The sequence below is a fragment of the Primorskyibacter sp. S187A genome (genome assembly GCF_049800955.1).
Taxonomy (GTDB): domain Bacteria; phylum Pseudomonadota; class Alphaproteobacteria; order Rhodobacterales; family Rhodobacteraceae; genus JAKVBH01.
This window is the reverse complement of record NZ_JBNAGA010000001.1, coordinates 1,810,309-1,830,691: the sequence shown is the minus strand read 5'-3', so window position 1 is coordinate 1,830,691 and position 20,383 is coordinate 1,810,309. Positions and strand designations below refer to the sequence as shown.

19 protein-coding genes are annotated in these 20,383 nt (G+C 62.8%); 2 read left to right on the top strand and 17 right to left on the bottom strand.

Annotated features, from left to right (window positions below; genetic code table 11):
- Window positions 1–72 precede the first annotated feature (72 nt).
- The 4 genes from ACP15S_RS09120 to ACP15S_RS09105 form a co-directional block, all read right to left on the bottom strand.
- On the bottom strand, window positions 73–1,053 hold the full coding sequence (locus ACP15S_RS09120; RefSeq protein ID WP_425039253.1) for a type I glyceraldehyde-3-phosphate dehydrogenase: 981 nt from the start codon (window positions 1,051–1,053) through the stop codon (window positions 73–75).
- Between the two features lie 190 nt (window positions 1,054–1,243).
- Window positions 1,244–1,831, bottom strand: a complete 588-nt coding sequence (locus ACP15S_RS09115) for a L,D-transpeptidase (RefSeq protein ID WP_425039252.1) — start codon at window positions 1,829–1,831, stop codon at window positions 1,244–1,246.
- Window positions 1,832–2,101: 270 nt separating this feature from the next.
- On the bottom strand, window positions 2,102–2,713 hold the full coding sequence (locus ACP15S_RS09110) for an enoyl-CoA hydratase/isomerase family protein (protein ID WP_425039251.1): 612 nt from the start codon (window positions 2,711–2,713) through the stop codon (window positions 2,102–2,104).
- Window positions 2,710–3,459, bottom strand: coding sequence for an SDR family oxidoreductase (locus tag ACP15S_RS09105; protein ID WP_425039250.1), 750 nt, complete (start codon window positions 3,457–3,459; stop codon window positions 2,710–2,712). Before ACP15S_RS09105 ends, ACP15S_RS09110 begins: the two co-directional genes overlap by 4 nt.
- Before the next feature lie 125 nt (window positions 3,460–3,584).
- Here ACP15S_RS09105 and ACP15S_RS09100 point away from each other — a divergent pair, with 125 nt between their 5' ends.
- Complete coding sequence (locus ACP15S_RS09100; RefSeq protein WP_425039249.1) at window positions 3,585–5,117, top strand: DUF2125 domain-containing protein; 1,533 nt, start codon at window positions 3,585–3,587, stop codon at window positions 5,115–5,117.
- A gap of 31 nt (window positions 5,118–5,148) precedes the next feature.
- Here the strand turns inward: ACP15S_RS09100 and ACP15S_RS09095 are convergent, their stop codons facing one another.
- From ACP15S_RS09095 to bhcA, 5 genes are all read right to left on the bottom strand, one after another.
- The gene (locus ACP15S_RS09095; RefSeq protein WP_425039248.1) at window positions 5,149–5,742 is read right to left on the bottom strand and encodes a LolA family protein; all 594 of its coding nucleotides are present in this window, start codon (window positions 5,740–5,742) and stop codon (window positions 5,149–5,151) included.
- A 128-nt stretch (window positions 5,743–5,870) separates the two neighbouring features.
- Window positions 5,871–6,836, bottom strand: coding sequence for an iminosuccinate reductase BhcD (bhcD, locus tag ACP15S_RS09090; RefSeq protein WP_425039247.1), 966 nt, complete (start codon window positions 6,834–6,836; stop codon window positions 5,871–5,873).
- A 132-nt stretch (window positions 6,837–6,968) separates the two neighbouring features.
- Window positions 6,969–8,132: a 3-hydroxy-D-aspartate aldolase BhcC gene (gene bhcC / locus ACP15S_RS09085; RefSeq protein ID WP_425039246.1), complete on the bottom strand. Its 1,164-nt coding sequence runs from the start codon at window positions 8,130–8,132 to the stop codon at window positions 6,969–6,971.
- 102 nt (window positions 8,133–8,234) lie between these two features.
- Window positions 8,235–9,206 carry a beta-hydroxyaspartate dehydratase BhcB gene (bhcB, locus tag ACP15S_RS09080; protein WP_425039245.1) on the bottom strand — a complete coding sequence of 324 codons (972 nt, stop codon included), beginning with the start codon at window positions 9,204–9,206 and terminating at the stop codon, window positions 8,235–8,237.
- Window positions 9,206–10,396 carry an L-aspartate--glyoxylate aminotransferase BhcA gene (gene bhcA, locus ACP15S_RS09075; RefSeq protein ID WP_425039244.1) on the bottom strand — a complete coding sequence of 397 codons (1,191 nt, stop codon included), beginning with the start codon at window positions 10,394–10,396 and terminating at the stop codon, window positions 9,206–9,208. Before bhcA ends, bhcB begins: the two co-directional genes overlap by 1 nt.
- 162 nt (window positions 10,397–10,558) lie before the next feature.
- Here bhcA and bhcR point away from each other — a divergent pair, with 162 nt between their 5' ends.
- On the top strand, window positions 10,559–11,389 hold the full coding sequence (bhcR, locus tag ACP15S_RS09070; RefSeq protein WP_425039682.1) for an HTH-type transcriptional regulator BhcR: 831 nt from the start codon (window positions 10,559–10,561) through the stop codon (window positions 11,387–11,389).
- On the opposite strand, the gene ACP15S_RS09065 is transcribed toward bhcR, so the two are convergent.
- The 8 genes from ACP15S_RS09065 to ACP15S_RS09030 are packed head-to-tail and all read right to left on the bottom strand — an operon-like array spanning window position 11,348 to window position 20,349.
- Window positions 11,348–12,319 (bottom strand): aldose epimerase family protein, encoded by a 972-nt coding sequence (locus tag ACP15S_RS09065; RefSeq protein ID WP_425039243.1) that lies wholly within the window; start codon window positions 12,317–12,319, stop codon window positions 11,348–11,350. The genes bhcR and ACP15S_RS09065 overlap by 42 nt on opposite strands.
- A complete protein-coding gene (locus tag ACP15S_RS09060; protein WP_425039242.1) occupies window positions 12,316–14,232 on the bottom strand; it encodes a beta-galactosidase in 1,917 nt (638 codons plus the stop codon). The genes ACP15S_RS09065 and ACP15S_RS09060 overlap by 4 nt, the downstream gene beginning before the upstream one ends.
- Entirely contained in the window at window positions 14,229–15,071 is an 843-nt protein-coding gene (locus tag ACP15S_RS09055; protein WP_425039241.1) for an SMP-30/gluconolactonase/LRE family protein, read from the bottom strand. Before ACP15S_RS09055 ends, ACP15S_RS09060 begins: the two co-directional genes overlap by 4 nt.
- On the bottom strand, window positions 15,061–15,675 hold the full coding sequence (locus tag ACP15S_RS09050) for a 2-dehydro-3-deoxy-6-phosphogalactonate aldolase (protein WP_425039240.1): 615 nt from the start codon (window positions 15,673–15,675) through the stop codon (window positions 15,061–15,063). Before ACP15S_RS09050 ends, ACP15S_RS09055 begins: the two co-directional genes overlap by 11 nt.
- The gene (locus ACP15S_RS09045) at window positions 15,672–16,580 is read right to left on the bottom strand and encodes a 2-dehydro-3-deoxygalactonokinase (RefSeq protein ID WP_425039239.1); all 909 of its coding nucleotides are present in this window, start codon (window positions 16,578–16,580) and stop codon (window positions 15,672–15,674) included. Before ACP15S_RS09045 ends, ACP15S_RS09050 begins: the two co-directional genes overlap by 4 nt.
- Window positions 16,581–16,583: 3 nt before the next feature.
- Entirely contained in the window at window positions 16,584–17,363 is a 780-nt protein-coding gene (locus ACP15S_RS09040; protein ID WP_425039238.1) for an SDR family NAD(P)-dependent oxidoreductase, read from the bottom strand.
- Complete coding sequence (locus ACP15S_RS09035) at window positions 17,360–19,501, bottom strand: alpha-galactosidase (protein WP_425039237.1); 2,142 nt, start codon at window positions 19,499–19,501, stop codon at window positions 17,360–17,362. The genes ACP15S_RS09040 and ACP15S_RS09035 overlap by 4 nt, the downstream gene beginning before the upstream one ends.
- Window positions 19,501–20,349 carry a carbohydrate ABC transporter permease gene (locus tag ACP15S_RS09030; protein ID WP_425039236.1) on the bottom strand — a complete coding sequence of 283 codons (849 nt, stop codon included), beginning with the start codon at window positions 20,347–20,349 and terminating at the stop codon, window positions 19,501–19,503. The genes ACP15S_RS09035 and ACP15S_RS09030 overlap by 1 nt, the downstream gene beginning before the upstream one ends.
- Between the last annotated feature and the right edge of the window lie 34 nt (window positions 20,350–20,383).

Sequence of the window (20,383 nt, the reverse complement as noted above, 5' to 3'; positions counted from 1 at the left end):
AGGGGAATTGCGTTAACGCGCGAGGGACGTTGCGGCGGGGTCACAGGTTGGGGGGCGACGCGCCCGGGCCAGCTACCCGCGCGCACTCATACGACGGACCATATCCAGCATCCGCGCCGAAAAGCCCCATTCATTGTCATACCAGCCAAAGACCCGCAGAACACCGCCGACGCTGACGGATGTCTCTCGCAGATCGACAATCAGGCTCTCGGGGCGGCCCCGCAGATCGGTTGAGACGAGCGGCAGGTCGGTCCAGCCGATCAAGGGCGCGGATTTGCGCATCAGGGCGTTGATGTCCTCTGCCCGGACAGGTGTGCCGGTTTGGACGGTCAGATCGATGGCCGAGACGCTGGCTGTGGGCACGCGGATGGCGCGGGCTTCGATACGCCCTGCCAGCTCCGGCAGGACCACATCCAGCAAACGGCCTGCGCTTGTTGTCGTGGGCACCATGGAGAGCGCGGCTGCGCGAGAGCGTTCGAGCGGGCCCCGGGGCGCATCCACTGTGGGCTGGGAGCCGGTGTAGCAATGCACCGTTGTCATATGCCCCGATGTAATGCCGCAAGTGTCATGCAGCAGACGCAGGAGTGGGGCCAGCGCATTGGTCGTGCAGGAGGCATTGGAGACAATCTTCTGATCCGTGAGCCGCGCGTCATTGGCGCCCAGCACAATTGTCTCGTCTGCCGCGCCCGACGGCCCGGAGATCAACACACGCTCAGCCCCCGCGCGCAAACCGCGTTCGGCCACATCACGCGCCTCCGCGCGGCCGGTGCATTCCAACACGAGATCGACATCGCCAAGATCAAGCGCCGAGATGTCGGGGGCATGAGAAAAGGGCAGGGCTTTGTCACCCACATGCAGCACGCCCGGGGAGGCCCGCACCTCTCCCGGAAAGGGCCCGAATACGGAATCATAGGCAAAGAGATACGCGGCTGTGTCGAGCGCTGCGATGTCGTTCAGGCCAGCGATCTCGATATCATGAGGCTCGGTCAGCAGCATCCGGGTTATGGTGCGCCCGATGCGGCCAAACCCGTTGATGAAAATGCGTGTGGCCATGACGTGCTTTCCCTGCGCCTTCGAGCGCCGCTGGTTACCGTCCGTGCAACTTGCGGGCGCGGGCGCGGAATGAAAAGGGGCGACAGCGCTTGCGGCGTGAATTTTCCGCTCTGGGGTAATCAGGATCCCCGACGACCCATGTTTGCGCCGCAGGACCGTCTGCGCGGCTCAGGCCTTGCAGGTGACGGCCTCAGACGTCGCGCCAGCGCGGATGCAGAACAACGCGCGCGCCTTTTTGCGTCCGGTTGTAGAGATCGATCACGTGATCATTCACCAGACGCGCGCAGCCATTCGATACGGCTGTGCCGATGGTCCAGGGCTGGGTCGTGCCATGAATGCGCAGATAGGTGTCCCGGTTTCCCTGGAAGAGGTAAAGCGCGCGCGCACCAAGGGGATTGCGGGGACCGCCGGGCATGCCGTTGCGGTATTTCGCATAGGCCGCCGGATTGCGTTTGATCATAGCATTGGTGGGCCGCCAGCTGGGCCATTTGGCTTTCCACTGAACGTGATATTCGCCCGGCTCCCAAAGATCGGGGCCGGCGACGCCCACGGAATAGCGCCACGCCTTGTAATCGGGCAGGGTCAGATAGAGCGCGAAGAAATTGGGATCGACATGGATCTCGCCCGCGGGAATGTATTCGTCGAGCTCCACGATACGTGGCTCGTGCTCAGCGGGCACTTCGTAGGACTGGCTTTTATTCGTGTGATGCGCCTTGAGCGGCGCCGCAAAACTGGCCGACGCCAAGGCGCTTGTGCAAAACAAGCGACGCGTAATCATGTAACCTCCCCAGGTTGCCGCAACGATAGAATGGTCCTGCGGAGAGGTTCAACCCGTGGGAATTGCAAAATCGTAAAAGTCTGTGGATTGTTTGCAGAATTTACCAAAAGAGGCCCCGCCGCCCGTGAGCAGCAGAGCCTCTCCTGCATCCTAACCCCGTGAGTGATGGTCGGCTGCATGTCTTGCAGCTGTTTTCTCACGCAACGCATCATCTTTAACGGGTAAAGCTCAGGCGTTTTTCCCAGTAAGGGATTCCGGACCCGAGCGGGCTCAGGTCTGGCAGAGTGTCTTGATTCCCGCTGCGATGATGGGATCTGCCGCAAGCGTGTCGGCGGCGATCTCGCGCGCGCTGGTCAGGAGCGCATCTGGCGCGACAATGCGATCAATCAGACCGAAGGCCAGCGCCTCTTCGGCCAGAATCTTTTGCCCTCCCATGAGGATCAGCTTGGTGCGGGCCGGGCCGATGAGCGCGGCCATGCGACCGGGGTCGGAGGGCTGCGGCAGAAAGCCAAGTTTCATGACGGGATAGAAGAACTTTGCCGAAGGCACAGCGAGCCGCAGATCACAGGCCAGCGCCATGCCCATGGCGCCCCCCGCCAGCGTTCCGTTGAGGGCCGCGATAGAGAGACCGGGCAGGGCGGCAATGGCAGAGGAGAGCCGTTCCCAGACCGGTGATGTCGCCAGACCCGCGCGGGCCTCCTCGAGATCAGCACCCGCAGAGAATACCTTGCCGCGTCCGCTCAGAATGAAAACGCGCGCCTCCTGGGCCGCCTCGGCAATCTCCGCCAGCTCTTCGAGCATCGCGCCCGTCAGGGAATTTGCCTTGTCGGGCCGGTCAATCGTTGCTGTCCAGATGCCCGCATCTTTTTCCAGCGCAATCATGAGATCACCCCGACCCGTCGGCGCAGCCCCTCATCGCGCAGCGACAGCTCTTCGCCCAGATGTGCATCGGCCTCCGGCGTGCACATCCACACAAGCGCGCGGGCGGGCCATTCCGGCGGGATATGAACGGACCAATCCAGCTGCGCCACGGGATTGATGCCGGAGGCCTTGATCTCGCGTTGCATCTGCGTGGCCACCGTGCCCGGGGACAGCCCCATGGCGCGGATGCCGTCGGCGCGGTTTTCCATGTCGAGGCAGCGCGTCAGCATGGCGGCCCCGGCCTTGGAGGCATTATAGTGCGACCAGGCTTCCGTCGGGCCATGGGCCGCGCCAGAGCTCACGGTCAGGATCGTGCCGCCGCCCTGAGACACCATGACGGGGCCTGCCGCACGCATCCCGTTGAACACGCCTTTGAGGTTGATGTCGATCGCCTGTCCCCAGCCTTCAGGATCTGCGCGCAGCATGTGGGAGACAGGCTCGATGACACCAGCGTTGTTGATCAGCACATCCAGCGCACCGAAGGTATCAACGGCGGCCTGAACGGCGGCCTCCATCTCCCAGTAGCGCGAAATGTCACACGGCACTGCGAGCGCTTTCTCGCCGATCTCTCCGGCCAACTCTGCAATGGCATCGCCCGAGCGCGCAAGGAGCACGACGTTACAGCCTTCCTTGGCGAATTCCCGCGCCGCTGCCGCGCCAATGCCCCGGCTGGCCCCGGTAATCATGATCGTTTTTCCCTGCAACATCGCCTGCTCCCTCAAGGTCAATCCGTCTTTGGCCTAGCGCCCCGTTGACCACAGGTCCAGCCCCTGCGCATCATGGCGGCAAAATCGATATGTTGTTCGAAAGGCGCCCCATGTCCTGTTTTCACGTGTCCCGTTCTCCTGCGTCGCGGTCTTGTCTTGTCGCGGCTCTGCTGGCCTGCACTGCGATTGTGTCGCCCGCGCAGGCGGATCTCGCCCCCGCCGAAGTCTGGAATGGGCTCAAGGGGTATTTCGAAAGCTTTGGCTATGATGTCAGCGGCGCGGAAACGGGCGGCGCGGATGACTTGACCGTCGCGGATACCTTGCTCAGCATGACCTTACCGGACAGCGAAGGCACGATCACGGTTGAGCTCGGCCAGCTGCAATTCATGGATACGGGCGATGCCGTCGCGATTTCCTTTCCCGAAGTGATGCCCATTCGCTTTGATCTGCTCCCGCAAAGTGGTGCTCCGGCGGTGCAAGGTGTGGTCGAATACCGGCAGGCAGGTCTTGAAATGTCCGTCTCGGGCAGCGCGTCCGACATGGATTTCACCTATGCCGCAGAGGCGCTCGATCTGGCGTTGACCGAGCTTTCCATCGACGGAGAAGCGCGGGGCGCAGATGTCGCGCGCGCGCAGATGACGCTTTCGGAGGTCGCGGGCGAGACACAAATGACCATCGCCGCGCTGCGCGATGTCTCTCAAGGCCTGACGATGGGAGAGGTCTCTTTTGATGTCTTCTTTGCCGATCCCAGTGAGCCCACGACCCTGTCGCAATTCACTGGGTCGTGGAAAAACCTGGACATGACGTCGGAGGCGAAATTGCCTTTGATCATGGACATGACCGATTTTCCCGCGCTTCTGGCCTCCGGGTTCACACTTGCCGCGACGATGACGCATCAGGGCTCGTCTCAGGATATCAATGCGACGGATCGGGGGGAGATCTTGGCCAGCAGCACAACCACGGCCTCTGGCGTGACCGATCTGAGCCTGGGCGGCAATGCCATGTCGATCACCTCGGAGTCGCGCAACGTGACAATGCAAACGGCGGGCGGCGATTTGCCGTTCCCGGTCGCCCTGACCGCCGAGACAACACAGTTCGGTCTCGCAGGCCCGCTGTCCAAGACAGACGGTGCCGCGCCCTTCGCGTTCAACCTGACGCTGGGCTCGTTTGAGATGAATGACCTGATCTGGTCGTTGCTCGATCCCACAGGCCAGCTGCCCCGCGATCCGGCGACGCTGGAGATCGATCTGTCGGGTATGGTCCGGGTTCTGCTCGATATGTTCGATCCCCAATCCGCGATGGCCATCCAGCAAGGCGCGCGTAGTCTCGAGCTGGATACGCTGGCGCTCAACGCTCTGACGCTGGATGCCGCAGGGGCCAAGCTCACCGGGGAAGGGGCCTTCACGCTCGACAATACCGACCGCCAGACCTTCCGGGGCCTGCCACGGCCCGAAGGCGAGGTGACGCTCGAATTGACAGGGGCCAACAAGCTCATCGACACTTTGGTGCGCATGGGGATCATCCCGCAGGAGCAAGCCATGGGCGCGCGCATGATGATGGCGATGTTTGCCCAGCCCGTGGGCGATGATCAGCTGCGCAGCAAGATCGAGATCAACAGTTCAGGTCATGTTCTGGCCAACGGCCAGCGCATCCAGTAGCGCGCCGAAAGGGCCGCGCCCCCCCGCTTGTTCAGTTGCGCAGCTTGGCGATTTCCGCCTGGATATTGAACAGCCCGTTGGGCAGGCGGGCGGAAGTGTCCATCTCGCCCAGAATGACGGTCGTTGGCTGGCCGCCTTCATCGCGGATGATCCATTGGCGCAGCTCGACGGGATTGGCCGTAAAGACCATCTCGATCGTGCCAAATTCGGGGTTGGCAGGGTCTTGCGCGGTAACAATCGTGGAGGTGCCATCGAAGGTGTGGCCCACTACGATGCCTGATGCGCCAAGGTTCACATTGCGCTGCAAGATGATCTTCAGCGGCGTGCGCCCTATGGGATATTGCTCCGGTGTCGCCCCGGTTTTCTGATCAAAAATTGCGACCGAACCGCCGCCCACAATGACAAGCGCGCGCTCGGGCGGGTTGTAGTCAAACCGGGCCCGCCCGGGGCGTTTGATCGCAATCTCGCCTGTAGAGATTGAGCCATCCGCATTGATCTGCGTGAAGGCCCCCTTGGTGCTTTGCAATTGGTTGAGATACTGGGAAATCGCGCCCAGTGAGAGCTTCTCGGCCAACGCCGGAGAGGCGGCGAGGGTCAGCGCGAGGGCTGCGGCGATCATGCGCATGGGTAAGGTCCTGCTTTTGCCTGTCTTTGGACCAAGATGGGGGTCTCGGCCCGCGTTATGCAATAACAAGCCCGTGCCTTGAGCGCAAAATCGCGTTTTTCCCCTCTCGAGAGGTGGTCGCGCCCGCCTCAAACATCCACTTCAATGGCAATGCCGCGATCCCGCGCCAGACGCACCGCCGCTTGCGCCACGGAAAGGTCCTGGAGCCCAACGCCCGTGCCGTCAAAAAGCGTGATCTGATTGGCGCTCTCGCGGCCCGGATGTGTGCCATTGATGACCGCACCGATCTGATGCACATCGCTCTCGGCAATCAGGCCTGAGCCCACCGCATGTTGCGCCTCGCCAATGGAGATGGACTGCGCCACCTCATCGGTAAAGACCGACGCGCGCGCCAGAAGCGCCGCCTCGACCTCCTGCTTGCCCTTGGTATCGGTGCCCATACAGGCCAGATGCGTGCCCGGGCTCACGTGATCGGCCATCAAGGTGGGCGCAAAACTCGAGGTGATGGTGATGATCACATCCGCCTCCGCCAGGCCCGACAGATCCACGGCCTCAAAGGGCAAACCCGCCTCAGACGCGACCTCTTCAAGGTTGGGCAGCATCTCGGGATGCATGTTCCAGCCGATGACCTTCTCGAAATTCCGGTGCTTGAGCGCTGTGCGCAGCTGAAACTTCGCCTGATGACCCGCGCCGACCATGCCAATGACCTTGGCATCCTCGCGCGCCAGATGCTTGATCGAGACAGAAGACGCCGCAGCTGTGCGCAGAGCGGTGAGCAGATTGCCCCCCACCATGGCCTCGGGCCGCCCGGTGTCAGGATCAAACAGGAACACGGTGGATTGGTGGTTGATCAAGTCGCGCTTCTCAAGGTTGTGGGGCCAATAACCGCCCGCCTTGAGCCCCAGCGCACCGCCCGCGCGGTCAAACCCGCCTTTGAACCCGTAAAGCGCATCCTCATGACCAATGGCTTCCCGCACCACGGGGAAGTTGTAGGCATCCTCGCGCGCCATGGCCGCAAACGTGGCCTCCACCGCGTCAAACGCTGCCTCCGGCGTCACGAGCTCCGCAATCCGCGCCTCAGGTACAATCCACATTCCACTATCCCTGCTCTTGTGGGGAGGGCAAACGCCTCCCTTCATCTTGCCAAATAAACTCCGGGGGGAGGCCGCAGGCCGGGGGGCAGAGCCCCCCAACCGGTCGGACAGGCGCAGCCTGTTCGATCCTGCTTAATAAGCGCGGCCCCGCGCGGAGACCGGCCACACCGTCTCAACCACGCCATTGCGCACGCCCACATACCAATCATGCACGTTGCAGGTGGGATCACAGTGTCCGGGGACGAGGTGCAGCTTGTCATTGACCTTCAACACGCCCTCCGGGTCCGCCACAACGCCATGCTCGTCGGAGCATTTGACGTATTCCACATCATCGCGCCCGAAGATCACCGGCAGGCCGCTGTCCACGGATTGCGCCTTCAGGCCCGCATCAACGATGGCTTTGTCAGCCTTCGCGTGGCTCATGACCGAGGTCAGGATGAAGAGCGCGTTTTCCCACTCGCCACGGTCAATCCGGTTGCCGTCCTTGTCGAGGATACGACCGTAATCGGCATCCATGAACGCGTAAGAGCCGCATTGCAACTCATTGTAAACGCCGGAATTACTCTCGAAGTAATAGCTGCCTGTGCCGCCACCGGAGACAAGCTCGCTGTCGATGCCTTCGGCCTTGAGCGCGTCGACCGCTTCCTTGACCATCGCGACCGCCGTGGCGATCTTGGCCTTGCGGTCCTCGTAGCTGTCCATGTGCTGCATGGCGCCCTGATAGGCCTGGATGCCGGTGTATTTCAGCCCGTCAGCCGCCTCAATCGCCTTGGCGATCTCCACGACATTCTCCGCCCCGATCACACCACAGCGGCCCGCGCCCACATCCATCTCGATGAAGCATTCGATCTGCGTGCCATGACGCACGGCCGCCTCGGAGAGGTCCGCCACATTCTCGATATCGTCGACACAGACAATCGTGCGCGCGCCGAGCTTCGGCAAACGCGCCAGACGGTCGATCTTTTGCGGCTCGCGCACCTGGTTGGAGACCAGCACGTCCTTGATACCGCCACGGGCAAAGACCTCGGCTTCGGAGACCTTCTGGCAGCACACGCCCACAGCCCCGCCGAGACGTTCCTGCAAAAGCGCCACATCCACAGACTTGTGCATCTTGCCATGCACCCGGTGGCGCATGCCGTGATCACGGGCATAGTCGCCCATCTTCTTGATGTTGCGCTCGAGCGCGTCCAGATCAAGCACCAGCGCAGGTGTCTGGATCTCGTCTTCGCGCATGCCGGGCTTGGCTGGAATGTCAAAGCCCACTTCGAATTCGTCGAGATTGCTGAGGTCTTTCATCGGGTCTCTCCAAGTCAGTAGGACGCTCTCAGGATCAGAGAGCTTGATGCGTATGCAAGTAATGAGTTTCCTATAGGAAACAAGATGGGGCGCAAGCCTGATTCAGCTCGTCATCCACGGGAGTTTCGCCAGATCGACATTTCCGCCCGTCACGACAACGCCAACCCGCTTGCCCGCAAAGATCTCCGGGTTCTTTAAGATCACGGCCAGGGGCACGGCGCAGGAGGGTTCCATGACGATCTTCATGCGCTGCCAGGTGAGCTTCATCGCGTCGATGATCTCTTCCTCGGAAGCGGTCAGGATGTCGCTCACATGGTTGGAGACGAAATGCCAGGTCCGCTCCTTGAGCGGCACCTTGAGACCATCCGCAATGGTCACGGGTGCATCATCGGCAATGATGTGACCGGCCTTGAAGCTGCGATAGGCATCGTCGGCCTGCTCGGGCTCTGCGGCGATGATCTGCACTTCGGGGGCCAGCGTCGAGAGCGTCAGGCAAGTGCCCGAAATCATGCCGCCGCCGCCGATGGGCGCGATCACAATGTCCAGCCCGTCAACTTGCTCCATCATCTCCTTGGAACAGGTTCCTTGCCCGGCAATGACCCGCGGATCGTTATAGGGATGCACAAAGTCGCCCCCCGTCGCGGCCTGCACTTCGGCAAAGACCGCTTCGCGCGAGGTGGTCGAAGGCTCACATTCCGTGATCGTCCCGCCATAGCCGCGCACAGCCGCCTTCTTGGCCTCCGGCGCCGTGCGCGGCATCACCACATTGCAGGGAATGCCCCGGCGCCCTGCGGCATAAGAGAGCGACAGGGCGTGATTGCCCGAGCTATGCGTGCACACGCCTTTCTGGGCGTCCTCATCAGAGAGACCAAAGACCGCGTTGCAGGCCCCGCGCACCTTGAAGGCGCCCGCCTTCTGGAAGTTCTCGCATTTGAAGAACAGCTCTGCGCCGGTCCTGTCGTTGAAGTAAGACGAGGTCAGAACAGGTGTGCGGTGGATGTGGGGCGCAATGCGTTCATGCGCCTCCAGCATGTCTTCGTACGTCGGCAGATCAAGGGGAGCATTGTCTTTCATCACGCGGCATCCTTCATGGCTGTGGCCGTGGTGGCCCGGTAGACGTTTTGTGCGGCGGCAACGCCGGATCCCAACTGGATATCCAGGCCGAGATCGGCCATGCACATCTCCGCCGTGGCGATCCCCGAGAGCGCCATGACATCCGTCAGCGAACCGAGGTGCCCGATGCGGAAGACCTTGCCCGCCACATCGCCCAGACCTGTGCCAAAGGCCACGCCATAGGTGTCCGCGGCATGGGTCACGATATCGGTCGCATTGAAGCCCTCGGGCGTCTTGATGGCGCTCACGGAGTTTGAGTAAAGCTCCGGCCGTGCTGCACAAAGATCAAGGCCCCAAGCCTGCACAGCGGCGCGCACACCCTCGGCAATCCGGGCATGGCGGGCAAAAACATTGTCCAGCCCTTCGCTCAGCAGCATGTCGCAGCTCTGTGCCAACCCATTCAGCAGGCCCACGGGCGGCGTGTAGGGGTAGGCACCGGCGGCATAGCCCTTGGCCATGTCATCGAGATCAAAGAAGGTCCGGTGCAGCTTGGCGGTCTGGCCCGCAGCGCGCGCTTTTGGCGAGATGCCAATGATGGCCAGGCCGGGCGGCAGCATGAAGCCCTTCTGCGAACCGGTCACGGCGATATCAACGCCCCAATCATCCATGCGGAAATCCATGGAGCCGATGGAGGACACACCATCCACCATCAAAAGCGCCGGGTGATCGCAGGCATCCATCGCGCCGCGCACGGCAGCAATGTCAGAAACAACACCTGTGGCCGTCTCGTTATGCGTGGCCAGCACAGCCTTGATCTTGTGGCTCGTGTCCTTGGCGAGGATCTCGGCAAAGCGGTCGGCCGGGATGCCTTCGCCCCATGGCACGTCGACGATGATCATCTCAAGGCCGTGACGCTCGCACATGTCAATCCAGCGGTGGGAGAACATGCCATTGCGCGCGGCCAGGACCGTATCCCCGGGCGAAAGCGTGTTGGAGATCGCTGTTTCCCAGCCACCGGTGCCGGTCGAGGGGAAGATGAAAATCTCCGCTGTGGTCGAGCGCAGAACGCGCTGAACGCCGTGACGCGCGGGCGTCAACATCTCCGCGAAGACGGACGAGCGATGATCGATCGTCGGGAAATCGCAGGCGCGTCTGAGCGCCTCGGGAATGTTCGTTGGGCCGGGAATGAAGACTGGATTTTGGAATGACATAGCGGTTCCTCCTCGTTGCACCCTGTCTAAGAGCACTGCCCGACAGCCTCAATTTTTTTGAAATCGAATTTCATATTGAGGGTTTTGCTTGAAAATCGTTGCTTTTGAGAGGCTTGTATTATTTCATATAGCGAATGATAATTTTAACTGGTGAAAAAAATGATGGATGACGCTACGCGCAGACCCCGCGGACGGCCCAAGGCCTGGGATGACAAGACCGAGCAGAACACGATCAAGTCGCTGGATCGCGCGCTTGCAGTGCTGCAACGGCTGGGCGAAAGCGAGGGGATCACGCTGACGGATTTGGCCCGCGATATGGGCCAGTCCACGGCGACGCTCTACCGGGTTCTCACAACTCTGGAGGGCCGTGGCTTCGCGGAGTTCGAGAGCGATAGCCAGGCCTGGCATGTGGGGGCGGGCGCGTTTCTGGCCGGCGCGCCGTTCTTGCGCCGCACGTCGCTCGTCGAGCGGGCCCGGCCCATCATGCGAGGTTTGATGGAATATACCGGAGAGACCGCCAATCTGGGCATTGCGCAGGGCGATCACGTGATGTTTGTGAGCCAGGTCGAGACCCATGCCTCCATTCGCGCCTTCTTTCCTCCCGGCACGCTCTCGCCCATGCATGCCTCTGGCATAGGCAAGGCGCTCCTCTCTGCGTGGGACAAAACGCGGCTAGAGCAGTATCTCGCGCGTTCAGAGCGCGAACGCTTCACCAACCGCACGCTTGTGGATGCCCGCCTCCTGAGCGCGGATCTCTCGATGGTGCGCAAACGTGGCTTTGCGATTGACGAGGAAGAAAAGGCCACCGGCATGCGCTGCATCGCGGCGCCGGTGTTCAATGCCTTTGGCGAAGCCGTGGCGGGGCTGTCGGTCTCAGGACCTGTGGCGCGCATGAATGAGGCGACAACCCCCAAGATCGGCGCAGCCGTCCGCGAGGCGAGTCAGTCTCTGTCAGAGGCCCTGGGACGTCCCGTTGGTGCGCATCTGGCCTGATCCGACCTTGAAGCGGTATTCGATGATCGTCCGGCTGATCTGTCCGGGCGCAAAGGTCACCTTCGGGAAATGCGGATGGCGCGGCGCGTCGGGCCACATCTGCGGCTCCAGACAGCAGCCCGCATAAGGCGCAAGCCCAAAACCATCGGTGATGCGTCCGTCAAAGACCACAAGGCCCGGCTCGTTTGTCCAGAGCTCCATCGCCCAGCCATCGGGCGCTTCCAGATAGGCCACCGCGCGTTCCGTTTCGAGCCGCGCGTTGGAGAGGCAATAGGTATTGTCGAGATCCGGCGCGCCGGGGATCAGGGCGCGGGGAATATTGAAGTCATACTCCGTGCCCGCCACCGGCATGACCTCGCCCGTGGGCCGTGTCTGGGCGTCGATGGGCAGGACATTGCGCGCCAAAACCTGAAGCCGGTGATCGGCGATGCCCGTGCCGGGCCCCAGTGCCCAATAGGGATGATGGGTCAGCGACATGAGCGTGGGGCTGTCTGTCTGGGCTTCCATCACGATGCGCAGCGCATTCGTCCGGGGCAGGGTGTAGCGTACGGCGAGGCTTCGGTGGGCCTTGAACCCGCCATGGCCAACGGGCAGCTCCAGCGTGAACAATGCGCTGCGCGGCGTGACCTTGCCCGTCTCCCAGGCCAGATGTTGCGTTCCTGCCTGCATGCCTTCGGTGTCACCGTGCAGCATGACCTGCCCATCCGTGGGGCCGTCCCATCCCGGCAGATGATCCCCGGTTGTAATCCGGTTGCCAACCGGCCCGACAATCGCGCCCGCATCCGACCAGACCCCGAAAGGGTCAAACGCCTCAGGCGTGGGCAGGATCAGGTCGCGGTCATGGAAACGCAGCGCAGTCGTTCGTGCGCCGTATGGGTTCAAGTCTACGCTCAATGGCCCATAGGTTAGTCTTGGTCGTTCAGTCGTCATTTGTCCGCCCAGTGCACCCCCGCACCTGGTATGGTGACTGAGTGCCACGTGATGGGGTCAGCACTGTAGTTGAAAACGAAGCGGTGCGACGCCGTGTCTCGGATGCGGAGCCCGTCTGGCAAATCATGGGTCACAATGTCCATGGCGTGGGCCGCCTCGCGGACAATTCGTCCGTAGGTCTCGGCATCCGGCCAACCTGCGAGCACGCGGCAATACAGGCTTCCCATGATGGCCGGGCGGCCATCCGCCAGCGTTTCAAAGACCTCGGCGCTGCCCTCAAGCTCTTCGATCCAGCTCACCATGGCGCCGCCGCCCGAGAGCGCGATGGTCTCACTGGGGGGCAGGCTTTCTGTGCGCACAGAGGTCACGTCCACGCCCGGAATATTGGGGCCCATGGGCAGCGGGATCGTCAGATGATCTGTTTTCACATCGCTGCGCGGCCCGAGAAGGACCCGGCCTTTGTGCGCCGCGATGGCTTTGCGCAGAGGTGCACTCAGGCTCAGAAGGCCGGGGGCCAGCACGAGCGGATAGTCTGACAGATCGTTTGTGTCGGGCGGCAGAATGTCGATATTGAGCCCCAGCCCGCGCGCCGCACGATAGGCGGCAAAGGCCAGCGCGAAGCCGTCAAAGCCCGCGCCCTGGGGCTGGGCGTCCCAGGCCCAGCAGGAGGCATAATCGAAGATCAGCGCGACCTGGGCCTTGCCGATACTGACCTCGGGCATCTCGCGCATCTCCTGCGCCACCGCGCGCGCCTCCGCCAGACCGGGCGCCTCCGCGCTGTCAGGGCGCAACAGGCCTGCGTGCATTTGTTCCTGTGCCATCGGCGCCTGACGCCACCGGAAATAGCAGACCGCCTCGGCGCCATGGGCAAAAGCCTCCCAGCTCCACAGCCGCACCATGCCGGGCAGGGGGGCGGGATTGTAAGGCGCCCAGTTGACCGGCCCTGGCTGCTGTTCCATGACCCACCACCGGCCCTGTCCCACAGCCCTGTAGAGATCGTGGTGAAAGGCCTGCATGTCCGGATCGCCCTGCCGCAGGAAGCGGCTCTTGTGGGTCTCGCTCGCCTCGAGCCTGTCGGACAGAAAGCCTATGGGATAGCTGTCCCACGAGGCGATATCGAGATCGCGGCCCACGTCCCAGTGATCAAACTCGACGATCCGGCCCATGTAATTGTGGATCAAAGGCTGGGTGGCATGGGTGCGCACGGCTGTGGCCATGGTGTGGTTCCAGCGTTGCACCATGTCAGAGGCAAAGCGGTAGAAATCCAGCACATGGGCCGGATTTGGCTCGGTCACCGTGAGATTGGGCAGGTCAATCTCATCGAATGTGGCGTAGTCCATGGACCAGAAGATATTGCCCCAGGCCTCGTTGAGCGCAAAAATCGTCTGGTAACGTGCGGCGAGCCAGCGTTGAAAGGCGTCACGTGCGGCCGGTGAGTAGCTGCGCACGGTGTCATGGCAGCCGTATTCATTGTCGATCTGCCAGGCGAGGATGTGGCGGTTGTGGCCATAGCGTTCGGCCATCAGCCGCGTGATGCGCCGCGCCTCATCGCGATAGCCGCGATGGGCGAAATCATAGTGACGGCGGGAGCCGAATTTGCGCGGGCGCCCCTCGACATCCACAGCCAGCATGTCGGGATGCAGATCGAGCATCCAGCGCGGGGGCGTGGCCGTAGGCGTGCCCAGAACGATCCGAAGCCCGGCCTGACCCAGCACATCAATGGCCTGGTCGAGCCAGGCCCAGTGCAGATCGCCCGATCGCGGCTCGATGCGGGACCAGGCAAACTCTCCAATGCGCACAATGGAAATGCCTGCCTCAGCCATGCGCTGCGCATCCTCGGCCCATTGCGCCTCTGGCCAATGCTCCGGGTAGTAACAGACCCCGAGCGCGCGCTGTGTCAGAGCCCCGCTCACAGGATCACCTGATGTTCGGGCTGGCCGCGCAGGTCCGTGTTCAGAAGGAAGGTCTTGCCCGAAGAGGGCGCGGCCACAAGGGCGCTACTGTCCAACCCTTGCGTGGCGGATGTCACCAGCATCTGCGACAGCTCCGGCCCGCCGAAAGCCGGGCAGGTCGTCTGGGGCGCAGGCAAATCAAACCGGCCTGTCTCGCGGCCATCCGGTCCATAGCCCACAACCTGCGCCGCGCCCCAACAGGCGACCCAAAGCGTGCCGGTGTGATCGACGACAGCGCCATCGGGATTGAGGCCTGCGTCCCTGAGATCCACATGCACCTCCCGCGCGCCCTCTGGCCAGCCATGGGCATCCAGGCCCACGCGCCAGATCACGCCCTTGGGTGTATCCGCGAAATAGGCGGTGCGGCCGTTAGGGGCAAAACAGGTGCTGTTGGGGATCGAGATCCTCTCAAATATCCGGCGCAAGGTGCCGCGATAGTAGCGATAGATGGCGCCTGCACCATCGTCCTCGGCGGCAACGCTCATCGTGCCGATCCAGAAGCCGCCCTGCGGGTCCGCGCGTCCGTCATTGGACCGGGTGCCGGGCGTGTCAGCCTCCAGCGGGGCCACGATGTCTGACGCGCGGGTCTCGAGGTTGAAGCGGATCAGGGCAGAGGATGAGGCGATGAGCAGATGATCGTGATCGATCCAGCCCGCAGCGGAGACATATTCGTCAAATTGCCATTCCGCGCCGGGTGTCAGAAGGCGTTTGCCCAGAATATCGAACCAGAAGAATTGCGCGCGCTCAGGATGCCAGAGCGGCCCTTCCCCCAGCGCACAGATGCGATCATCAAAGGCCACGGGCAGCCTCATCATAGGCGGCGACGATATCTGCCGCGCGCTGCGCCACGTCTTCGACGGACATGTCTGGCTTGAAGAGCGCAGACCCCAGACCGAAGCCATCGGCAGAGGCCTTGAGCCATGCGCCAAAGTTCTCAGGCCCCGCACCGCCCACCGCATAGACCTGCGTGCCCCGGGGCAGCACCGCGCGCATGGCCTTGAGCCCCTCGGTCCCAGCCATGGAGCCGGGAAAGAGCTTGAGGCCGGTGGCGCCCGCCTTGAGCGCCATGAAGGCCTCCGTTGGCGTGAAGATCCCGGGCCAGCTCTCCATTTTCATCGCGCGCGTGGCCTTGATCACCTCGACATCGGCATTGGGCGAGACGATGAGACGCCCACCCGCCAGCGCGACCGATTGGACCTCATCCACCGTGAGCACCGTGCCCGCTCCGATCAGCGCATCACTGCCACGGGCCAGCTTGGCCAGCGTTGCGATGCTTTGCAGTGGCTGCGGCGAGTTCATCGGCACTTCGATCCGCGTGATCCCCGCATCCAGCAGGACACTGCCCATGGCAGCGGCATCGCGCGGCTCAAGCCCACGCAAAATGGCAATGAGGGGGCGGCTCATGACAAAGTCTCCTTGAGCGAGAGGCGCGCGGCGGAGAGCCCGGCCAGCGTCAACAGGGTGGCGTTTTGCGGTGCGGAGGGCACGCCTTGCGCCTCCAGGGCGCGTGCATAAAGTGCGGTCAGGGCCGTGTCGCCAATCAACGCTATTTGCTGACCCAGCCAATAGGGCCGTGTGGCGGCCAGTTCCATGCCGATGAGCAGCCCGGAGAGCCGCGCCTTGGCGGCGTCGGGATCAAGCCCGTGCAGCAAGCCTTCGGCGCGCAGGGAAAAGAGGCGGGTTACAAGATGCTCAGGTCGCGCCAGCCCGTCGGCCACACCGTCGTCAAAAGCGGCCCGGTCCCATCCCTCGCCCAGGGAGTGCCGCAGAACGGTATTCCTCGAGAGCGCGGCGAACATCTCGCCCGTCAGAGCGGTGCGAAACGAGACGATCTCGCGCGCGGAGATCTGCACCCATTTGCAATGGGAGCCGGGCAGGACAAGCGTGCCATCCCAATCGGGGTTGCGCGCAATAAACCCTGCGATCTGGGTTTCCTCGCCGCGCATGACATCGGCCGGGCTCTCCTGTTTGACGCCGGGCAGGATGAAGGCCGCAATCCGGTTGTCTCGGGTCTGGACGTGAATGGCGTGGTCTTGCTCCGCTGCACAAGGCACCGCGCGGTAGGGAGCCTCCGCCCAACCCTGACGCGCGCCCGCCATCCCGCAGATGAGCACCTGAATGCCGTGGGGTGCGTCTTGCGCAGGCAGCCATGGGCCAATCAGCTCCAGCAGCGCTTGCTCAAACTCGGCGCGCGCAAGGCTTCCCATGCCCGCATCGGAGCTGGCGTCGGCCAATACCGTGTCGCCCCGCATGGCCCAGACCCGCAGATGCGAGGTGCCCCAATCAACCGCAATCCACTCCGCCTGCATGTGTTATCCCGTTACAACCACGCCGCCATCAATGACGAGCGCCTGACCTGTCATGGCCTTGGAAATCTTCGAGGCCAGAAAGAGCACCCCGCCCACGATATCCTCTGGATCAAGCGTATCCGGCAGACATTGCCGGGCCAGATGCGCGGCCAGACCGTCTTCTGTCACCCAAAGGTCCTTTTGCTTTTGCGTCAGCACCCAGCCCGGCGCAAGCGCATTGACCCGAATGTGCTCCGGCCCCCATTCCCGCGCAAGACTGCGGGTCATGCCATTGATCCCGGAATTGGCGGCTGTGTAGGCGGGGTAGCCCGCATTGCCCATCATGTAGGAGATCGAGGAGAAATTGATGATCGAGCCGCCGCCTGCGGCCCGCAGATGCTTCAGCGCGGCTTCGCAGGCAAAGAAATAGGCCTTGAGATTGATGGCCTGCATCCAGTCCCAGAACTCTTCCGTCGTGCCTTCGGCCACGTGACGCTTGTCATTGGCGGCGTTGTTCACGAGCACCTTGAGCCCGCCATGGGCCTCTGCCGCCCTGTCAATCGCGCCGCGCAGAACGGCGACATCGGTGATGTCACCCTGAATGAAGAGCGGCGCGCGGCCGTGTTTGGCCTCCATCTCGGCCACGAAATCAGAGGCATCTGAGCGCCCGATAAAGGCCACCTGCGCCCCCTGGGCCAGAAATCCGTCTGTCAGGGCCGCGCCGATACCCGATCCGCCCCCGGTGATGAACACCGAGGCGTCTTTGAGATCGTGGAATGTCGCGCCGAGGGTATCGCTGCTCATAGGCGTTCTCCTTCAAGGACCCACATCGTCTCGGGGTAAGACCATGGCAGCGTCACACCATGTGACATGAGCCAGGCGCCCGAGACCTCGATGGGATCATGTTTCAAGATGGGATGGCCCCGCGACAGGGCAGGAGCCGAAATCCGATTGGTGAGCCAGACCTTGTAGCGCGCGCCCGGCTCCAATGCGGCCAGACGCAGGGGGCGGGGCGAAATCTGTGCCGAGGTGCGGGATTTCCCGGCAAAGACGACGAAACGGTCGCCCTCGCGCGGCATCTGTTGTTCGGCAATGACAGCAGGATCTGAGCTGTCGAGACGCAGGATATCGGCCTCCGCCATCCAGCCGCGATTGCGCTTCCACCATGCGGTGACTTCGGTGAGCACGGCTTCTTCGCGGTCGTCCAACTCGCGCGGGTCCATCTCGAAGCCCATATGCCGCTGCGCCGCGACCCAGGCGCGAAATGAGATATCGAGCGTGCGCCCCGAGGTGTGGCATTGCCGCGGGCCCACATGCGAGCCCGTGATGGCCATGGGCAAAAAGAGCGCCGCATCATGCTGCATGCGCAAACGCTCCAGCGCGTCATTGCTGTCCGACAGCCAGACCCGCTGCGTCCGGCTCAGGATGCCAAAATCGATCCGCCCGCCGCCAGAGGCACAGCTCTCGATTTCCACGTCGGGGAAGGCCGCGCGCAGCCGGTCAATCAGCGCATAAGAGCCGCGTGTCTGCGCGGCGTCCGGCATCGGCAGGACGCGGTTATGATCCCACTTGATGTAGTCAATCTCATGGTTGCCCAGGATCGCGGCCATCCGCTCGAAAATGAAATCCCGCACATCCGCGCGGGCCATGTTCATGGCCTTCTGGTTACGCCCCAGCGTCTGATCCTCGCTCCCCAGCGCCCATTCGGGATGCAGGCGGTGGATATCGCTGTCGGGGTTGATCATCTCCGGCTCAAACCAGATGCCGAAGGTCATGCCAAGGCTGTGGACATGCGAGATCAGCGGGTCCAGCCCGTCGGGATATTTGCGCGGGTCCACCTCCCAGTCGCTGAGCGCGCGGGTGTCATCGTCGCGCTGGCCAAACCAGCCATCATCGAGCACAAAGCGCTCAGCGCCAATGGCGGCGGCGCGGCTGGCGATGTCTTTCAGGACCGGCAGCGAATGATCGAAATAGACCGCCTCCCAGCAATTGTAGTGCACAGGCCGCTCTGTGGGCGATTTGGGCCATGTCACAATCCGGTCGCGCAGATGGCGCTGGAAGCTGACAGCACAGCCATTCAGCCCCGTGGCAGAGTAGGTGAGGTAAAGCGGCGCTGTCTCAAAGCGCGTCGCCGCCTCATGCTCCATGCGCGCGGCATGGCCAAACTGTATCTGGCGTCGCCCATCAGGCAGCTCCTCGGCGATCATCTTGTGGCCGCCGGACCATCCATAATGAAAGCCCCAGGCCTCACCTTGGGTGTTTGTGCAGCCCCGCGCGGGGATCATCAGGCCGGGGAAATGCTCATGCCCCGTGCGCCCCGTGCGGTTTTCGCGGTAGCGCATGCCGGGGGACCATGCGGTGCGGTTCATCTGAAACTCGCCACACCAGCGGCCCGAGACATCGATCATCTCATCCGCAGCCTGCGGCCCCGGCATGACGGGTGCTGCCAGCCAATGCAGATGCACCGGTGCGTCGGCCTCCAGCACGGTTTGCGCCGTGATGATGCGGGTCTGGGCATCGACGCCAAAGCGGAAGATGAGGCGCAAGCCTGCGGCCTCGTCGCGGTAGCGCAGGGTTAGGCCCGCCTCCTTTTCCGCGCTCTCGAAACAAAATTTCGGCAAAAGCGGCGTGCCATCCTGCGCCCGGCAAATCAGCCCGGGCTGGCCCGGAAAGGTCCGCACGGCTTCGGGGCAGAGCGAAAGGTCTGGGTTTTCATCCAGCATGCCGCCAGTGATGTCGATCTGCGCGCCTTCGAATATGACGCTCAAATCCTCGTCCCGAGGCAGGGGCGCGCCCCAATAAACCACTTGCGGCAGCCGATCGCGCAGCGCGCCGATCACAAGGGTCTGCCGCCCCCCATCATCGAGGCGCCAGACGTGAGAGGGCGCGCTCTCGGCCCGCGCAAGCGGCGCGGTCGATCCTACCAAAACGCGGTCATCCATTACTTGACGGCCCCCAGCGTGAGACCCGCAATGAAGTGTTTCTGCATGGCGAAGAACATGATCACCGGCGGCAGCGCCGCGACGATGGAGCCCGCGCTCATCAAGTGATATTGCGCCACAAACTGACTGTTGAACTGGGTGATCCCCGCCGTCACCGGCTGCGCATCGGGGCCTTGGGTCAGCACGATGGCCCAGAAGTAATCATTCCAGATGAAGGTGAAGATCAACACCGCCAGCGCCGCAATCGCTGGCCGCATCAGCGGCAGGACGACGTACCAGAAGATGCGCCACTCCGCGATCCCTTCCACGCGCGCCGCCTCGATCAGATCAAAGGGCAGGGCGCGGATGAAGTTGCGCATGAAAAGCGTACAGAACCCGGTCTGGAACGCGATATGAAAGAGCACGAGCCCCAGCTTGGTGTCGTAAAGCCCCAGCCCCAACGTCAGATCGCGGACCGGCACCATCAGGATCTGGAAGGGCACGAAGTTGCCCGCGATGAACATGAAGAAAATCAGCAGGTTCCCCTTGAACCGGTACACGCCAAGCGCAAACCCCGTCATGCACGACAGCGCCACCGCGCCAATGACCGTGGGCACCGTGATCAGGATCGAATTGACCAGATAGCGTGGCATGTCACTCTCAAAGAAGACCTTGCCGTAATTGGTAAAGAACTCGAAAGACGAGGGCAGGCCCCAGTAATTGCCTTGCGCAAAATCCGTGGAAGGACGGATCGAGAAGAGCATCACGGCAATGAGCGGCAGGAGCCACAAGACCAGCGCCACAGGCAACATCGCCTTGTAGGAGGCCTGCGCGGCAGCGGAGCGTTTTTCAATCGGTGTCGGAAACATCTCTCTATCCCTGCTTCTTCTGGCCAAAAATACG